This is a genomic window from Haloarcula sp. H-hyl2 (assembly GCF_056934385.1).
On sequence record NZ_JBRIIJ010000003.1, the window covers coordinates 362557 to 377324 of the forward strand.

Annotated in this window: 18 protein-coding genes and 1 pseudogene; 14 read left to right on the forward strand and 5 right to left on the reverse strand. The window is 60.3% G+C overall.

Going from position 1 to position 14768, the window contains the following annotated elements; all coding sequences use genetic code 11:
• The first annotated feature begins 123 nt into the window (after positions 1 to 123).
• Entirely contained in the window at positions 124 to 450 is a 327-nt protein-coding gene (locus Hhyl2_RS19000; protein WP_483552371.1) for a NifU family protein, read from the forward strand.
• Between the two features lie 749 nt (positions 451 to 1199).
• On the opposite strand, the gene Hhyl2_RS19005 is transcribed toward Hhyl2_RS19000, so the two are convergent.
• Positions 1200 to 2876, reverse strand: a complete 1677-nt coding sequence (locus tag Hhyl2_RS19005; protein ID WP_483552372.1) for a transposase — start codon at positions 2874 to 2876, stop codon at positions 1200 to 1202.
• 111 nt (positions 2877 to 2987) lie between these two features.
• Positions 2988 to 3071, reverse strand: a complete 84-nt coding sequence (locus tag Hhyl2_RS19010) for a hypothetical protein (protein WP_483552431.1) — start codon at positions 3069 to 3071, stop codon at positions 2988 to 2990.
• 50 nt (positions 3072 to 3121) lie between these two features.
• On the opposite strand from Hhyl2_RS19010, the gene Hhyl2_RS19015 reads away from it, so the two are divergent.
• Complete coding sequence (locus Hhyl2_RS19015; protein WP_483552433.1) at positions 3122 to 3358, forward strand: hypothetical protein; 237 nt, start codon at positions 3122 to 3124, stop codon at positions 3356 to 3358.
• On the opposite strand, the gene Hhyl2_RS19020 is transcribed toward Hhyl2_RS19015, so the two are convergent.
• On the reverse strand, positions 3289 to 3717 hold the full coding sequence (locus Hhyl2_RS19020) for a universal stress protein (RefSeq protein WP_483552432.1): 429 nt from the start codon (positions 3715 to 3717) through the stop codon (positions 3289 to 3291). The genes Hhyl2_RS19015 and Hhyl2_RS19020 overlap by 70 nt on opposite strands.
• Here Hhyl2_RS19020 and Hhyl2_RS19025 point away from each other — a divergent pair.
• From Hhyl2_RS19025 to Hhyl2_RS19080, 12 genes are all read left to right on the forward strand, one after another.
• A complete protein-coding gene (locus Hhyl2_RS19025) occupies positions 3621 to 4178 on the forward strand; it encodes an ABC transporter permease (protein WP_483552373.1) in 558 nt (185 codons plus the stop codon). The two genes, Hhyl2_RS19020 and Hhyl2_RS19025, sit on opposite strands and share 97 nt — an antisense overlap.
• A gap of 76 nt (positions 4179 to 4254) precedes the next feature.
• Positions 4255 to 4725 (forward strand): nitroreductase/quinone reductase family protein, encoded by a 471-nt coding sequence (locus Hhyl2_RS19030; RefSeq protein WP_483552374.1) that lies wholly within the window; start codon positions 4255 to 4257, stop codon positions 4723 to 4725.
• A gap of 113 nt (positions 4726 to 4838) precedes the next feature.
• Entirely contained in the window at positions 4839 to 5204 is a 366-nt protein-coding gene (locus Hhyl2_RS19035; protein WP_483552375.1) for a lamin tail domain-containing protein, read from the forward strand.
• Positions 5205 to 5302: 98 nt separating this feature from the next.
• Positions 5303 to 5560, forward strand: a complete 258-nt coding sequence (locus tag Hhyl2_RS19040) for a bacteriophage holin (RefSeq protein ID WP_483552376.1) — start codon at positions 5303 to 5305, stop codon at positions 5558 to 5560.
• Between the two features lie 315 nt (positions 5561 to 5875).
• Complete coding sequence (gene atpD, locus Hhyl2_RS19045; RefSeq protein ID WP_483552377.1) at positions 5876 to 7399, forward strand: F0F1 ATP synthase subunit beta; 1524 nt, start codon at positions 5876 to 5878, stop codon at positions 7397 to 7399.
• Entirely contained in the window at positions 7389 to 7781 is a 393-nt protein-coding gene (gene atpC, locus Hhyl2_RS19050) for an ATP synthase F1 subunit epsilon (RefSeq protein ID WP_483552378.1), read from the forward strand. The genes atpD and atpC overlap by 11 nt, the downstream gene beginning before the upstream one ends.
• Positions 7778 to 8107: an AtpZ/AtpI family protein gene (locus tag Hhyl2_RS19055; RefSeq protein ID WP_483552379.1), complete on the forward strand. Its 330-nt coding sequence runs from the start codon at positions 7778 to 7780 to the stop codon at positions 8105 to 8107. The genes atpC and Hhyl2_RS19055 overlap by 4 nt, the downstream gene beginning before the upstream one ends.
• Positions 8107 to 8775, forward strand: a complete 669-nt coding sequence (gene atpB, locus Hhyl2_RS19060) for a F0F1 ATP synthase subunit A (RefSeq protein WP_483552380.1) — start codon at positions 8107 to 8109, stop codon at positions 8773 to 8775. Before Hhyl2_RS19055 ends, atpB begins: the two co-directional genes overlap by 1 nt.
• A complete protein-coding gene (gene atpE, locus Hhyl2_RS19065; RefSeq protein ID WP_483552381.1) occupies positions 8775 to 9323 on the forward strand; it encodes an ATP synthase F0 subunit C in 549 nt (182 codons plus the stop codon). The genes atpB and atpE overlap by 1 nt, the downstream gene beginning before the upstream one ends.
• Before the next feature lies 1 nt (position 9324).
• On the forward strand, positions 9325 to 10212 hold the full coding sequence (atpF, locus tag Hhyl2_RS19070; RefSeq protein ID WP_483552382.1) for a F0F1 ATP synthase subunit B: 888 nt from the start codon (positions 9325 to 9327) through the stop codon (positions 10210 to 10212).
• Complete coding sequence (locus Hhyl2_RS19075) at positions 10212 to 11807, forward strand: F0F1 ATP synthase subunit alpha (protein WP_483552383.1); 1596 nt, start codon at positions 10212 to 10214, stop codon at positions 11805 to 11807. Before atpF ends, Hhyl2_RS19075 begins: the two co-directional genes overlap by 1 nt.
• Positions 11804 to 12691, forward strand: coding sequence for a F0F1 ATP synthase subunit gamma (locus tag Hhyl2_RS19080; RefSeq protein WP_483552384.1), 888 nt, complete (start codon positions 11804 to 11806; stop codon positions 12689 to 12691). Before Hhyl2_RS19075 ends, Hhyl2_RS19080 begins: the two co-directional genes overlap by 4 nt.
• A 346-nt stretch (positions 12692 to 13037) precedes the next feature.
• Here Hhyl2_RS19080 and phaC read toward each other — a convergent pair.
• Together phaC and Hhyl2_RS19090 are read right to left on the reverse strand one after the other, a co-directional pair.
• Positions 13038 to 14126, reverse strand: a pseudogene (phaC, locus tag Hhyl2_RS19085) (class III poly(R)-hydroxyalkanoic acid synthase subunit PhaC); the annotation flags it as partial.
• Positions 14123 to 14704: a hypothetical protein gene (locus Hhyl2_RS19090; RefSeq protein ID WP_483552385.1), complete on the reverse strand. Its 582-nt coding sequence runs from the start codon at positions 14702 to 14704 to the stop codon at positions 14123 to 14125. The gene Hhyl2_RS19090 and the pseudogene phaC, both read right to left, overlap by 4 nt.
• Between the last annotated feature and the right edge of the window lie 64 nt (positions 14705 to 14768).

A 14768-nucleotide genomic window follows, 5' to 3' on the forward strand; every position in this document is an offset into this window, starting at 1 on the left:
CAGGTTCGAAATATATTTCCAGAAATATTCTTCAGATAGTGGTTTCGGGATCTCTAAATCCGGTTATTTAGGGTTACAAAAACACCAGATTTAGGATACAAGGGAGGGGAGAAGGGTGAGTGTATGAGCGCAGAAGGACTCGAACGGCAGGCGCGTAACTATCTGAGCAACAACGTTCCGCAGATCCAGCAGCACGGCGGTAACTTCGAGATCCGTGACATCGACGAGGAAGCAGGGACGGCGACCGTCGCTATCGGTGGTGCCTGTTCGGGCTGTGGCATCGCTCCGATGACCATGAAGGCTATCGAACGCCGGCTTCCCGAGAGCATCGACGGACTCGACGACGTGGAGGTGGTCCGGTCCGGCGGTCCGCGAGCGGCAGTGATGCCCTCGAAGACCGACGAAATGGAAGATATGGACGAGTACGAGAACAACAGTCCCCCGTTCTGATAGCCTTGCAGGGCAGCCGCCCTCGACGACCTGCCCGACGGGCCCTCGCACTGAATTTTCGACCCCGACTGGATAGCGCCTCCCCTCGTGTCGACCCGAGCTGGGATATCGCTACGATGTTCGGCGTCACTCGGTCCAGGCAGACGGGGCTGCGATGCCGTCGTCGGCATCGGCCCCACCGGCCCGAGCCCGTCGGTGAGGTGGTCAGCGTAGCGTGCCATCGTCTGGACCTCGACGTTGTCGAGCGTGTGGAGGGACGCACAGCACATCAGTCGATCCATCTTCCGACGACGCGTTCGAAGTTGGCGGCGTAGTTCTGACTCTTCCCGTCGCCGAACACTTTGCGAACCTCCGACAGCCGTCGTGACCCAGGTTGCTATCTGACATCTGGTCTGCCGACCCGAGGGCGACCGTGGAGCCAAATCCACCGCACATTATTGGAGTAATACGTTGTGTTATGCAGGAGTGACCACCCCCCTTAGTATTCACCGATAGAGGGGTTCTCAGTCGGTTTCCCGGATGTGTATATCGAATATCGCTATATCAAATCGAGTGGTTTGGAAGTTGAGACTACAGTGAGTTTAGCGGGACTGTGATGCGTGAATTTGACCGATTCGAACTGTGGGAACTACCTCAGATCACTTTCCAAGCGGCCGTTCTTGTCACACTTCCAATCGTAAGGGCAAATTTTCGAGACGTCCAATAGTGTAGCCACTCAGACGGCGCACTAACCCAGACAGAGTGTCTCTCTATCCGATTCCTGTTTCCTTCCTTAGCAGCGTCAGCGTGTTGTCCGCAGTAATCACCGGTGAGTGCTCATACTCGCCGGTCAACTCGACCTGCACGAGGAGGTCGACTGCTCGCCAGATCGAGTACAGCAGACAGGCGAACGCGAAGTAGAAGAAGCGAAGCCCGAAATCCTTCGACGTCGTCGCAGCCATGAACCGCTTGATGGACCGGTACCCGCTCTCGATCTCCCACCTGTAGCCATACTCAGTGAGGTGTCCGCTCCCGCGATTCGACATGAAAACTGAGTACTGCCGGTGGTCGTCGTGCTCCGAGTCCTCTTTGCGCCGGTAAATCAGCGAAGTCTCATGCCACTCGTTCTTTCCGAGGTGGAGTTTTCGGTCGGTCTCGTAGCGGTCCTGACTCCGTTGGAGCAACCGTTTGGCTTGCGCTTTCTCGCTGGTCTGCATCCGTTTCGGGACAACGTAGGAGATCCCACGCTGGCTGATCATCTCCAGTACATGCTGACTGTCGAACTCCCGGTCCATCAGGACGTTATCGACGTGAACGAGATCCTCAGCAGAGTTGAGCAAGTCTTCGACGATTTCCAATCGAGTCTCTCCCTTTCGCACCGGACGTGCGTCCAGCACGATTGGGACGGCGTTGCCGACCAACTGGACCGTCGCCCACTGGTAGGCGTACTCGTCGGTCTGCTCCTTTGTCCCGATGATTTCGGCTTCGTGGCCGGTGCGATCACCTGTGAAGGGATCCGCTTCGGTGATGTCGATCGCGACGATTCCTGCGCGGAAGAACTCTTCCGTCTCTGCGACCTCGTCGATGAGTTGTCGAATTGCCTGTCGATACATCTCTCGAACTTCAGGTATCGAGAGGTCGCAAATGTGATCTCGATGAGCGTGCCCGAGTGGTGTCCGCTCCCGCGTTGACTCGTAGATGAAGCTCCGAGCACCCTCGTTGGCAGCCAAGTTCCCACGGAGCCCAAGATAGGTCTGCAACCCCCAGTAGGCGTTTTCGTGGATTTCACAGCCTTCTCCACGATCAAGCGAGAACGTCGGGAACACGATCCGGCTGACGTGGTCCGTAATCGCCTCTGCCTGCTTCAATACGGCCTGATCGTCTGGATCTCCCTCGCTAGCACCTTGGTCTTGGTATCGAAGTTTCCGTTCTGGCTCACGCGGGACTTCTACACCCGCGTTCTGGGCTTTGATGAGAATCGTTCTGGCGGCCGTCTCCGTGGTTTCACGAAGGTCCGCGGTAAAGCGTTCGTGCCAGCTACGCCACAGCGTTGACTGGTCTGGAATCGTCTCTAACCCCAGTTGATCGCAGAGCTCAGAGCGGGTGCTGAGGTATTCGACGAGTGCTGTTTCGTGCTCCCATCCGTGGAGTTCCTTCAGGACGAACACCCGAAAGAGTGTGTCCATCTGGTATCGTGTCGAGGTTTCGTAGCAGTCGTGCGCATTAAACCGAAAGTAGGCAAGCGGGAGTGAACAGACAAACTGTTCGACTGAATCGTGGCTCTGGTGGTTGAACCACGTCTCTGAGACCGTCCGAATATCCGATTCCAGTCCGGCAAACGACATCCGGTCGTATAGCGGTGTCGAGTTATACACCGGCCACTCTACGTGTGATCGTCGGGCAACCTGTCGAAACACCATTCGCCGAGATTCGCGGGTGGGAGGCACTAGTTCAGTCGGAACGCGTTCTGCTCAAAACACGTCTGAATATCTGTGAATGAACGACTGAAAGCTGCCACCGAGGAGAGGCTCCGGGTCACTCATCATAGCACGGTGAGTCTACTCCTCGAACACCCCTCGAACTGTCAACACCGGTTGGTCGGCTCGACGCACGACACTTGTCGCAACACTGCCCATCACCAACCGGCCGAGTCCCGTCTCCCCGTGCGTTCCGAGAACAATGAGGTCTATCCGTGACTGTTCACCTACTCGATGATCTCACGCTCGGGTTTCCCGTCCCGAGTAACTGGAACGAGATCGACATCCGTCTGCGCAGCCTGTACCCGGGCCCCCCGGAGCACCGGCTCACTCTCCCGCTCGAGGAGGTCACAAAGGGCCCCAGAACTCCCGATGCGACTCTCTACGACGTAGAGTGCGTGTACTTTGCATCGAAGGTGGTGGCGAGCGAGAACGAATACGCCCTCGCGTAACGGGCGCTTTCACTCCCATCTATCGCTACGAGAATATCTCGAATCTCGGGTGCAGAGTCCAGATCCCGTGCCCGGACCGTAGGGACGGGAACCGGCGCGGCTTGGGCCACTTGCTCGACAATCGACTCCCACAAGAATCGGGAGAGTCGCCCACGAGAATGCGCACCCAAGACAACGAGATCAATGTCATTCGCATCTGTAATTCGAGAATCGCGTCGGTCGGGTGGCCGGACCTCGTCGATATCCGCACGGCAATTTGACGATGCTCTTCGCCGCGTCGTTCGGCGGTATCTCGGTGCTGTTCGATCGGCAGTTCGGCTTTCTGAAAGAGATTCTCGTGACGCTCGTCGACCGGGTATCGATTGCGCTCGGCCGTGTCGCCGGGAGTACGACAACCGCAGTAATTCAGGGTGTCCTCTTGCTGGTTATCTCCGTCGTCATTGGGTTCCGACCGGCCTCCTGGCTCGGTCTCGTCCTCGCGCTCGGATTCATGATTCTGATCGGTGCGACCTTCATCGGCGTCGGTTTGATCTTCGCCTCCCGAATCAACGACTTCCACGCGTTCAAACTCATCTTCAACTTTGTCCTGTTCCCGTTGCTGTTCCTCTCGGGCGGGTTGTATCCTGGGACGAACTTCCCGCCAGTGATTCGGTACGTGACATACCTCAACCCGCTCACGTACGGCATCGACGGACTGCGCGGCGTACTGGTGGGGACATCGAGATCCCCGCCGCTCCTCGATTTCGTCGTGATACTCGGATTTGCTGTCCTCTTCGTGGTTCTAGGGGCCTACTCTTTCGAGAGAAGTGATGCGGTTTAGTCGGTCAGGGGAGAATGAATAGATCCCTATCGCCCACGATGTTATGATGATCCGAGTCGAATTTTGAATGATTCAGATGAAAGCCGCTAGCGAGGGTCGTCAGCCCTCAGTTCGAATCACTCCGTTACAACGGCTCCTCGAACAGCGGATTTCTAACCCGTTTCTCGGCTGGCTTCTCCGGTCTCGACTGCACTGGTTGGTCAGTCGGTGGGTGCTGCTCGTCACATACACGGGGCGGCAGTCCGGTCGGCGATATACATTTCCCGTCGTATACAAGCAGTGCAACGATCATCTCATCGTTGTGACTCCCAGACACGAGAGTTCGTGGTGGAAAAATTTCACGACGCCACTAGATTGCACTGTCTGGGTTCGCGGGGTCGAATGTCCCGCCACTGGAGCACTGGTCAGGGACAACGAGCGAGACGCGATGCTCTCGGCATATTTCGAGACGTACCGGGTTGTCGGTCAGATCCTTCGTCTCGACCCCGAATCTGGGTCAGCGACCGAGCAGTACAACGAACTCGCCGTCGTTAAATTCCAGCTATAACGGTCACTCGAACGAATTCGTTTGGTTTGGAAACCTCGTCTGAGTCGTGAAGACTGATTCCCACACACACACGCTTTACTCCCTCACCACGTAGGACAAATGAGGGTTTGACGATGTCCGACGACTCAAACAAGGTTCATCACAGCGACCTCGTAATCGACGAAATCAGAGAGAATCCCTCCGGGCGAGACGAACATCATCTCGAGCAGGAATACGTCACGTTCAAAAACAACGGAACGAGCACGCTGGATATCTCGGGGTGGTCAGTCGAAGATGAGGATGAAAACACGTTCCAGTTTCCTGAGGATACGATCCTAGACGAAGAAGATCGAGTAACTCTCCACAGCGGAGATGGGACGAATACTGACTCGGACTTCTATTGGGGGTCAGATAGGGCGATGTGGCGAAACGCTGGCGATACGATCTTCGTTCGGGATGCCGATGGTGTACTCCGAATTCGCGAATCATACAACGAATAAGGGACAGTGGAGACCCTCCTGGTACGAAGGCATTCAATGAGTAAGGTCGCCAGATCGAGGGAATCAAGATTATACTTCTGGCGATCGTATCGACCCATATGGCGACCGACACCACGGAACTCGACGTCCGAGCTTTCGGACTAGCGTGTGGACTTCTTTGGTCGGGCGCAGTCGTGATACTCGGAATCACTGCTCGCTTCGGGTGGGGAAAACGGTGGCAGCGGTTGCTCGCTGATATCTATCGGGGGTACGACGAAAGCACGTCGGGATTGATCGTTGGCGCCGTGTGGGCCTTCGTCGACGGACTATCCGGTGGGTACGCGTTCTCGTGGCTCTACAACCGACTTCGACAGTGATTGGCGATGGGTGTGGCTGATAGTCAGCGGGCACACCAGGAATGAACGGTTCTTGACCCACAGCTCTCCTGTGACTACTGGTCATCAATATTCACTGTCTCTGTGCTCACAGAGAGATTTCTCGACGATGTCGACAATGTGAATTCCCGGGAGAAGTCCCACAGTAAGCTAAATCACACCTGCACCGACGAGGACGGACCCCCTTGGAGTTAGTTCTCTGCCGGCTGATCCGGACGGCGCATTTTTGACTATCCATGACGAACGTTAACGTAGACATCCCAGCTCGGCCAGCGCAGGATCCCCGAGGTCGATTCTATGCAAACGAACGATAGCACGGGCGACGGACGGTCCGACTCAAGTCACGATCCGAGAGGTGAACTCGTGGCGATCCACGATGTTGTCCTCGAGATCGCGTTCCCGGAGGGGTCGCTGCCTTCGATCGGTGACGCCCTCACCATTCCTCATCCAGATGGCGAGACTGTCACAGCCGAGGTCCGAAGCCACAGCGAACCCGGTCGAGTACGCGCGCTTGCGCTCGACAACCCAGCCGGCTTGCACCGAGGCCTCGACGTAATCGCGACGGGTCAGCCGTTACCCATCCCCGTCGGCGACCCGATACTCGGCCGCGCCCTTGACGTGAAAGGCCATGCGGTGGACCACGGCAACCCGATCGACGCGGACCGCCACGTCGGAATTGAACAGGACCCGCCCGCCATGGTCGACCAGCGACCCTCGACCGAGCCGTACGAGACCGGGATCAAGGCCCTGGATCTCCTCGTCCCGATGCCCGAGGGCGGCAAGCTCGGGCTCTTCGGCGGGGCGGGCGTCGGCAAGACCGTGCTCGTGATGGAGTTGATGCAACGGACCATCACGCACGAGGGCGGCGTCCCGGTGTTCGCTGGCGTCGGCGAACGGACCCGGGAGGCGAACGAGGTCTACCTGCAGATGCAGGAGCAGGGCTTGCTTGAGGATTCGGTGCTCGTCTTCGGGCAGATGCACGAGACACCGGGTGCCCGGTTCCGGGTCGCCCACACGGCGCTGACGGTCGCCGAGCACTTCCGGGATCACGATCGTCGGGACGTGCTCCTCTTCGTCGACAACATCTACCGATTCGCCCAGGCGGGGATGGAGGTCTCCGCGCTCCTGGGCCGGATCCCCTCCGAGATAGGCTACCAGCCCACGCTGGACCTGGAGATGGGCAAGCTCCAGGAGCGCATCGCGAGCACCACGCAGGGATCGATCACGAGCGTGCAAGCGATCTACGTGCCTGCAGACGACCTCACCGACCCCGGCGTCGTGGCAGCCTTCGCGCACCTCGATGCCTCGGGGGTGCTTACGCGGGATCTGGCCAGTCGGAGCTTCTACCCCGCTCTTGACCCACTTCGGTCTAGCTCCTCGCTTCTGAATCCTCGCTTCGTGGGCGAGGAGCACGCCCGGGTCGCCCAGCGGGTCAAGACGACACTCGCCGAGTACGAGGACCTCAAGGATATTATCGAGATCCTCGGGATGGAGGAGCTCTCCGGCGAACAGCGCACGACCGCGCTCCGAGCCAGACGCCTGCAACGGTTTCTCACCCAGCCGCTGTTTACGACCGAGCGCTACACTGGACAGGAGGGAGTCTCTGTGCCCTTAGAGGAGACCCTCCGGGGAGTGCGCGAGATCCTGGACGGTCACCACGACGACATTCCCGAGCAAGCGTTCTACATGGTTGGAACGATCGACGACGTGCTCGAGAAAGCACAGGCCCTCGAAGACGAGGACGACGATCCAGAGGCGCCCTCGAACGAGCGCGGGAACCTCGCGGACGACCATGAGGGGGGTGGAGCCCATGCATCTTGAGGTTCGCACTCCAGAGCGGGTCGTCACCGACGTCGAGGTGGAGGCCGTGAACGCGCCCTTGCCCGATGGGTGGATCGGGATCCTCTCCGGCCACGCCCCCTTCCAGGCACGCGTCCGGCCCGGCGTGATTTCTTTTCGGACACCGGAGGGTGAGCCTCAGCAGGTCGCGGTTCACGGTGGCTTCCTGTCGGTTCAGGACGACCAAGTCACCGTACTGACCGGTGTTGCGCGGGAAGGGGTCGACCTAGAGACGCTGGACCAGGCGATCAGTCACGAAGAGCAGCAGTTGGAAGCCATGGAGGAAGAGGCACGGCGACGGTTCAACCAGATCTACCAGAAGATGACCCGTTCCTTCTCGCGGGAACGGCGACAAGGACTATGACGGAACGGAGTTGGGAACCATGGCAGGAGCGCCAAGGCGACGATTCGAATGAACCCGCTGGACGTTGGCCCGTTCCCTCCGGCGGCAACGGCGACGAGGAAGATAGCGAGGCAAGCTTCTGGCAGGCCATGGCCTATCTGACCTCCCTCGGTTGGATCCTGGCACTCCCGGTGGCAGGCGGGATCCTCCTGGGGGCGTGGCTAGACCGACAGCTTGGGACCACGCCGACGTTCACGCTCGGCTTGCTCGGAGCAGGGATCGTTATCGCGGCCGTGCAAGCCTACCTCATGGTCGTCGAGGCACAGCAGGAGGGGAAACGATCGTGATGGGGATTCTCGCCGGCCTTCCTATCCCCGGTGGCGGGGAATTCCAGATCGCGCCGACCGTCCTGGAGACGACGGGAATGGTCGGCGTTGTCGGCCTGCTAGGCATCCTGGCCGGACGGCGAGTCCACGAGCGACCGAGCGAGTGGCAGGCCGCGCTCGAGTGGGGCTACCGGTACCTTGAGACCCTGCTCTCGGAGGTCACGGAGAAGGAGACCGGTTACCGATACGTCCCGCTTGTGGCCACCCTAGCGGTGTTTATCCTCGCGGCGGCACTGATGGGGACGCTCCCCCTGCTTGAGGCACCCACCGCGAACCTGAACACGACCGTAGCGCTGGCGTTGATCGTTTTCTTCGCCGCTCACTATTACGGCATCCAGGAGCACGGTTGGGGCGGGTACCTCCAGCAGTTCGCCGAACCGACCTGGCTACTCGTCCCCATCAATGTCCTCGGCCACATCACCCGGACTATCTCGCTGGCGATCCGCCTGTTCGCGAACATGCTCAGCCACCAGGTCATCATCGCGGTCCTCCTCCTGATCGCCCCCCTGGTGATTCCCGTCCTCTTCGAGCTGTTCGGGCTCTTCATCGGGGCGCTGCAGGCCTACATCTTCACCCTGCTCACGATCGTATACATCGGCGGCGCCGTGCGCGCCCAGGGGGCGATGTGATGGTATCCGAAACCTGGTTCTACATCGTGATCAACGTGACTGCGGCCATCTCGATCGGACTGGGTGTCCTCTTTCCGGCCATCGGACAGGCTCGGGCTGCTGCCGCCGCTTCCGAGGCCACCGCCCGCCAGCCCGACGAGTCGGATGTGATCTCCCGGACTCTGTACATCGGGTTGGCCATGATCGAATCACAGGCGCTCTACGTCCTGATCGTCGCCTTGATCTTGCTATTCGCCAACCCGCTTGAGGGCCGCGTGAGCGAGGCTGCAGCCCAGGGCGGCGATGCGATGTGGTTCTTGATCCTCGCTTCCGTCGGCGCGGCTGTCGCGATCAACCTGGGTACGATGTTGGCCAGTATCGGACAGGGGAGGGTCGTCGAATCGGCGGTCGAATCCATCGCCGAGCAACCCGAGGCGCGAGACGAGATTTCGAGGTCACTGTACATCAGCCTCGCATTGCTGGAGTCCCTGGCCCTGTACGCGCTGATCGTCTCGCTGATCCTCCTGTACGCAAACCCACTGCTCGAGACGGCCTTGGGGGCGGGATAGCGTGGCGCAGATCGGGATCGGCATCGACTGGACGACAATCCTCTTCCAGGCGCTGAACTTCCTGCTCCTTCTCGTGATCCTCCAGCGGTTCCTCTATCGACCGCTCAGGAAGAAGATGAAGGAACGGGAAGCGGAGATCGAATCCGAGATCTCGGAGGCAAAGCAGCGTGCTGAAGAGGCTGAACGGGAACGGAAGGAGCTCGAGGAGAAACTCGAAGAGGCTCAGGAGGAAGCAGAGAAGATCCGCAGGAACGCTCGTGAAGAGGCCGCCAAAAGACGGGATGAAATCCTCGAGCAGGCGCGGGCGGACGCCGCCGATATCCGTCAAGAGGCGAACGAACGCATCCAACGCGAGGAACAAGCCGCGCGTGAGCGAATCCAGAAGCGCGCTCGCCAGACCGCCGTCGAGCTAGCCGAGGATCTTCTCCGGGAAACGGGTGGGGAAGCATTACACGACCAGCTTGTCGACCGATTCCTGAACGAGGAGGACGACCTCGGGGACGCCGCCCTAGATCGGCTCGCGGATGCCATCCACAAAGCGGACGGTGCCGTCCGGGTCCGAACGGCGTACCCCCTCGAAGAACGGACCCAGGAGCGCCTTCGGGAAACCCTGCGGGACCGTCTTCCCTGGGACGACGAGTCCTCGGCTCCCGAGCTCGAGTTCTCCGTCGAGGAAGCCCCGGAGCTAGTGGCCGGGGTCACCCTGATCTCCGGAGGTGTCGCCCTGGATCTGAACGTCAAGCACGCTCTCGAAGCGTTGGCCGGGCCGACGACCGACCAGGAGCAAGCTGACGGAGACGAGCGCCGAGGAACTTCCAGAGGGGATCGAGAAGACGAGAACAAAGAGCGGGCACGAAGACCACAAGAGAACGGAAGGGAGAGCAGCTGATGGACTTCGATCAAGCACTCCAGGAGGCTCTCGAAGCTCTCGAGAAGGGGCCGCCGCATCGCGTTCAGGCGTCGGTTCAGGACGTCGGACGCGTCCTGAACGTCGGCGACGGGATCGCTCGCGTCGAAGGCCTGCCCACCGTGATGCTCCACGAGCTGGTCGCCTTCGAAGACGGGACGAGAGGTGAGGTTCTCGATCTCGACGAGGAGAGCGTCGGCGTGGCCATCTACGGGGCCACCGAAGGGATCCAGGCGGGATCCGCGGTTCGCCGCACTGGGGAGACGATCCGGATCCCCGTAGGGTTCGGACTCCTCGGACGCGTGGTAGACCCGCTCGGGCGGCCTGTGGACGGAGACCGAGCGCTCGGGATGGCGGAACGCCGGGAGATCCGCCAGCTTGCCCCGGGTCCGCTCGACCGGCAACCGATCCGTGAGCCCCTGCTCACCGGCATCAAGACGATCGATGCCGCGACCCCGATCGGGCGAGGGCAGCGTATGCTTCTGCTCGGTGACCGGAACACGGGGAAGGCCAGCACCGCGATGGACGCGATCATCTCGCAGGGGACCGAGGACGTCGTCTGCGTCTACGTCAGCATCGGGAAGAAGCGTTCGACCGTCTTGAACATCGTCGACCAGCTTGACCGTCACGACGCCCTGGACCACACCGCGATCGTGTTCGCCCCTGCCGACGCCCCTGCCTCCGTGCGCTACCTCTCCGCCTTGGCCGGATGCACGATGGCCGAGTGGTTCGCCTGGCAAGGAGACCACAGCCTCGTCGTGTACGACGACCTGTCCCGCCACGCCCACGCGTACCGCGAGCTGTCCCTCCTCCTGCGACGGTCTCCCGGTCGCGAGGCCTATCCTGGTGACATCTTCTCGGTCCACGCGAACCTGATGGAGCGCTCCTTCAAGCTCGACGATCGGCACGGTGGCGGGTCGTCCACCGCGTTGCCGATAATCGAGACCCAGCGGGGGAACATCACCGCCTTCATCCCGACGAACCTGATCTCGATGACCGACGGGCAACTCTACTTCGACGCCCACCTGTACGCGGAGGGTCGACGCCCCGCCATCGACGTCGGCCAGTCGGTCTCCCGGGTTGGCGAGGACGCCCAGCCGGGACCGCTTCGGGAGGTCGCCGCGCCGGTCCGACCCGAACTCTCCCAGTACGAGGAGGTCAAGGGGTTCACGCGGTTCGGCGCGATTATCGAGGAGTCGACGAAGCGACAGATCGAGCGAGGAGAACAGCTCGTCGAGATCATCCAGCAGGAACCGCGCGAAATCTCGGACCTCCCCATCCAGGTAGCACTCCTGTGGACGCACCAGGAAGACCTGCTCGAGGGCTGGCCAGCCGAGGCGGTACCAGAGTTCGAGGACGCGTTGGAAGACCATCGAGACGAGGTTCCGGGAATCGCTGAGGAGCTTCGGAGTGCCGACGAGATCGCGCCTGAACTTGAGGAGCGACTACGGGACTGGGTCGAGGCTTCCCTCGGGGCGGCCAAGCCGAACGAACTCCCAGATGGCGAACGAACAGATCAGGGCGACGAAGGGGGAGAGGAAGAACTCACCATGGATAACACGGAGGACCGAACATGAGCCCCGAGCCAATCCAGATCGAGGAGCACCTCGATGCCGTCTCCGGGCTGGAGCCGCTCATGCGGGCGATCCGTTCCGTCGCGGAGGTCGCCTACCGGCGCGCCGACGAACGCTTGGAGACGTTGGACACCTACGAAGCGCATATCTCGCGCATGCTTCAAGGCGCGACGAGAGGACTCTCCACAATCGAGCGCGCGCAACTGCTCGGCGAAGGAGTGGGGCAACGAATCGGTGTGGTCCTCGTGGGGTCCGAACGGGGCCTGTGCGGTCCGTTCAACGAGCAGGCGCTCGACACCTTCCAGCGAACCCTCGATCGGATTGAGGAGGAAGGGCGACAAGCTGTGCCCCTCGTCCTCGGATCGAAGGCGTCCCGTGTTCTCTCCCAGCGAGAGTTCGAGCCGACGTTCAGCCGGTCGCTGCCCTCGTTCAACGTCCCTCCGTACGTCCGCGTGGAGGAACTCGCGCTCGATCTTTTGGACCTCCTCGCGGGGGATGGCCTCGACGGGATACGTGTCGTCCACCACCGACCCGCGCAAGGGTTCGAGTATGAGACCGTCGAAACGGCCCTCTGGCCGATCGACCCCGACCCCGCCGAAGAGAACGTTTCTGGCGTCCCCATTCACGCGTCTGAGGATCTGGAAGCGTTTGTCCAACACCTCGTCACCGAGCGCTTCCTCGTCGATCTCTACGATGCCGTCTTGCACTCGTCGGCGAGCGAGCAGCTCGCCCGGATCCGCACGATGCGCTTGGCCGTCGATAACGTCCAGGACCGCGAGGACGAACTGCGCCGAGAGCTGCAACGGGCCCGAAGACACGCCGAGACGCAAGCACTCCTGCAGGTGATCAGCGGGTTCGAAACGACAGAAGAGACATCCAATCGTTGACCCTCCGATGGGGCTTTCTCGTTCGGAGCTACGACGAAGGGCACAAGCGGCCACAGCGACGAGAGACCGATGCGTCGCTGACTGAAGGTTTTTCTCGCTACTCGTCGTCTATTCGGGTATGGTCGGTTCGAAGCAATGTTACATCTGCGGCGAACCGTTCGAGCGGGACGACGATATCGTGGAGTGTGAACACTGCCACATCCGATGTCACCGAGCGTGCCTAGCGGAACGCGAAGAAGATCATTGTCCGCGCTGTGTCGACGAGGGGTGGATCAGCGTCGTCGAGTTCTAACTCGACGGTTCAGTTGATCCAGGGGCGACCACTAGGAACAACGAACCACGTTCACGACCGCTGTCCGAGCCAGTCGCACACTTGGGGCCAGAGGTCAGCATGGGATTTATCCGAGACTGCGAGTCCGACGTGTCCCGACGGGAACTCCATGATCTCCGTGTCGTCACTCGGTATCACGTCGTTGAACGGCTTGCTCGCTGTGGGCGGGATGAGGTTGTCGAATTCCCCGACGACTTGGAGCACGGGCATGTCGATATTCTGGATGTCGACGTGGGTTCCATCGAGCGTGAATTCGTTCTCGTAGAGTGCGTTGTCCTGGTAGATATCTTCGATGAACTGGACGTATGTATCTCCCGCAACGTCCACACCTTCGCGGAGCCAGCGTTCCATCCGACCGAAGTTCTCGACGAACGCCTCGTCGTCGAGTTTCCGGTACAGTTGCACATACTTCGTAACGTAGTTGTTGACCGGATTCATATCCGCGAAGCCCGCAGCGAGGAATTCCGCCGGCACGTTCCCGAACGTCTCGCTGACGGCTTCCGGATCGTAGCCATCGGCCCACTGCTCCAAGACGCCCGCGTGACCGTCGAACTGGAGGCCCGTCGCGAGCAACACGAGATTCCGTACCTTCTCTCTGTGCAGGGCGGTGTACATCGCACTCATCGTACCGCCCATGCAGTATCCGAAGAGGTTGATGGTCTCCCGACCGGAGCGCTCGCGAACGACGTTCACGCAGTTGTCGATGTAGATGTTGACGTAGTGGTCGAGTAATAGTCGGCGGTCGAGTGTCGACGGCTCGTTCCAGTCGACGAGATAAACGTCGAAGCCGTGTTCGAGAAACCGGCGGATGACGCTCTTATCCGGTTGTAAGTCGAGGATGTATGGCCGGTTGATGAGCGCATACACAAAGAGCACCGGGATGTCATGTCGTTCGTCCTCCTCGACTAGTGGCTCGTAGTGGAGCAGTTCGAGCTTGTTCTCCTCGTAGACAACCTCGTGAGGTGTTTTCCCGACGTCAGCGTGGTCGATCTTCTGGAGTCGGTCGGGCCACTCCACCGCCTTCGTGTCGAAATCCAGCGTCTCCCCGACAATCTGTCGTTGAAGATCGATGGTCGTTGTGAAGGGGTCGGGGAAGGAACTCATTCGACCACCCCAGAGTGTGCCGCTTCTTCAATGTCGGCCTCGTCGAGTACTGTATCAAGTTTCTCTTCGATCCGCTTCTGGTGAGCTTCCAGATCCAGCAGCCGTTCACCCACCTCTTCGAGATCGCGATCCGTCGGCAGGTTCGATGCGTTCAGGAAGTCCCGTCGGAGTTGGTTTAGCTGTTGTTGCTCTGTGAGTACATCCTCCAGGGTGTCGTTCGTCGTCGCGGCGAACGTGGGGCGGCTCGTCACTTCACTGAATGCGTCGTCCATCGCGTGGAGCCAGATCATCTGGAGTTGTCGCAAGTCGACGCCGTCCTCCGTGATCGCGTCGTCCAGATGAACGAGCGTGTTCAACAGGGTCTCTTCCCAGATGTCGTACCCCCACTCGAGACGCCGAAGCTGTCCTCGTTGCGGCGTCTCAGGTGGGGCAGTCGATTCGGCAGCCGTTATCCAGTTGTCGACGACCGTCCGTTGCATCTCAAGTGACCTTTCCAGGGTGGTTCGCGCGGTCTCGTATTGCCATTCCACGACTCGTCCCCACCAGGGAAACAGCGAGTGTTCGGGTGCAGTGTCCATACGTACACACAACGCGATTTTCGCAGATAGATGTTTGTGGGCGGTCGCGGCGAGACGTATTGAG

What these genes read in the sequence shown, in the direction of transcription:
- atpC (WP_483552378.1), top strand. Translation starts at nt 7,389, where the DNA reads ATGCATCTTGAGGTTCGCACTCCAGAGCGGGTCGTCACCGACGTCGAG.
- atpD (WP_483552377.1), top strand. Translation starts at nt 5,876, where the DNA reads ATGCAAACGAACGATAGCACGGGCGACGGACGGTCCGACTCAAGTCAC.
- Hhyl2_RS19090 (WP_483552385.1), bottom strand. Translation starts at nt 14,704, where the DNA reads ATGGACACTGCACCCGAACACTCGCTGTTTCCCTGGTGGGGACGAGTC.
- Hhyl2_RS19080 (WP_483552384.1), top strand. Translation starts at nt 11,804, where the DNA reads ATGAGCCCCGAGCCAATCCAGATCGAGGAGCACCTCGATGCCGTCTCC.
- Hhyl2_RS19030 (WP_483552374.1), top strand. Translation starts at nt 4,255, where the DNA reads ATGAAAGCCGCTAGCGAGGGTCGTCAGCCCTCAGTTCGAATCACTCCG.
- Hhyl2_RS19040 (WP_483552376.1), top strand. Translation starts at nt 5,303, where the DNA reads ATGGCGACCGACACCACGGAACTCGACGTCCGAGCTTTCGGACTAGCG.
- Hhyl2_RS19000 (WP_483552371.1), top strand. Translation starts at nt 124, where the DNA reads ATGAGCGCAGAAGGACTCGAACGGCAGGCGCGTAACTATCTGAGCAAC.
- Hhyl2_RS19025 (WP_483552373.1), top strand. Translation starts at nt 3,621, where the DNA reads ATGCTCTTCGCCGCGTCGTTCGGCGGTATCTCGGTGCTGTTCGATCGG.
- atpB (WP_483552380.1), top strand. Translation starts at nt 8,107, where the DNA reads ATGGGGATTCTCGCCGGCCTTCCTATCCCCGGTGGCGGGGAATTCCAG.
- Hhyl2_RS19055 (WP_483552379.1), top strand. Translation starts at nt 7,778, where the DNA reads ATGACGGAACGGAGTTGGGAACCATGGCAGGAGCGCCAAGGCGACGAT.
- Hhyl2_RS19075 (WP_483552383.1), top strand. Translation starts at nt 10,212, where the DNA reads ATGGACTTCGATCAAGCACTCCAGGAGGCTCTCGAAGCTCTCGAGAAG.
- atpE (WP_483552381.1), top strand. Translation starts at nt 8,775, where the DNA reads ATGGTATCCGAAACCTGGTTCTACATCGTGATCAACGTGACTGCGGCC.
- Hhyl2_RS19035 (WP_483552375.1), top strand. Translation starts at nt 4,839, where the DNA reads ATGTCCGACGACTCAAACAAGGTTCATCACAGCGACCTCGTAATCGAC.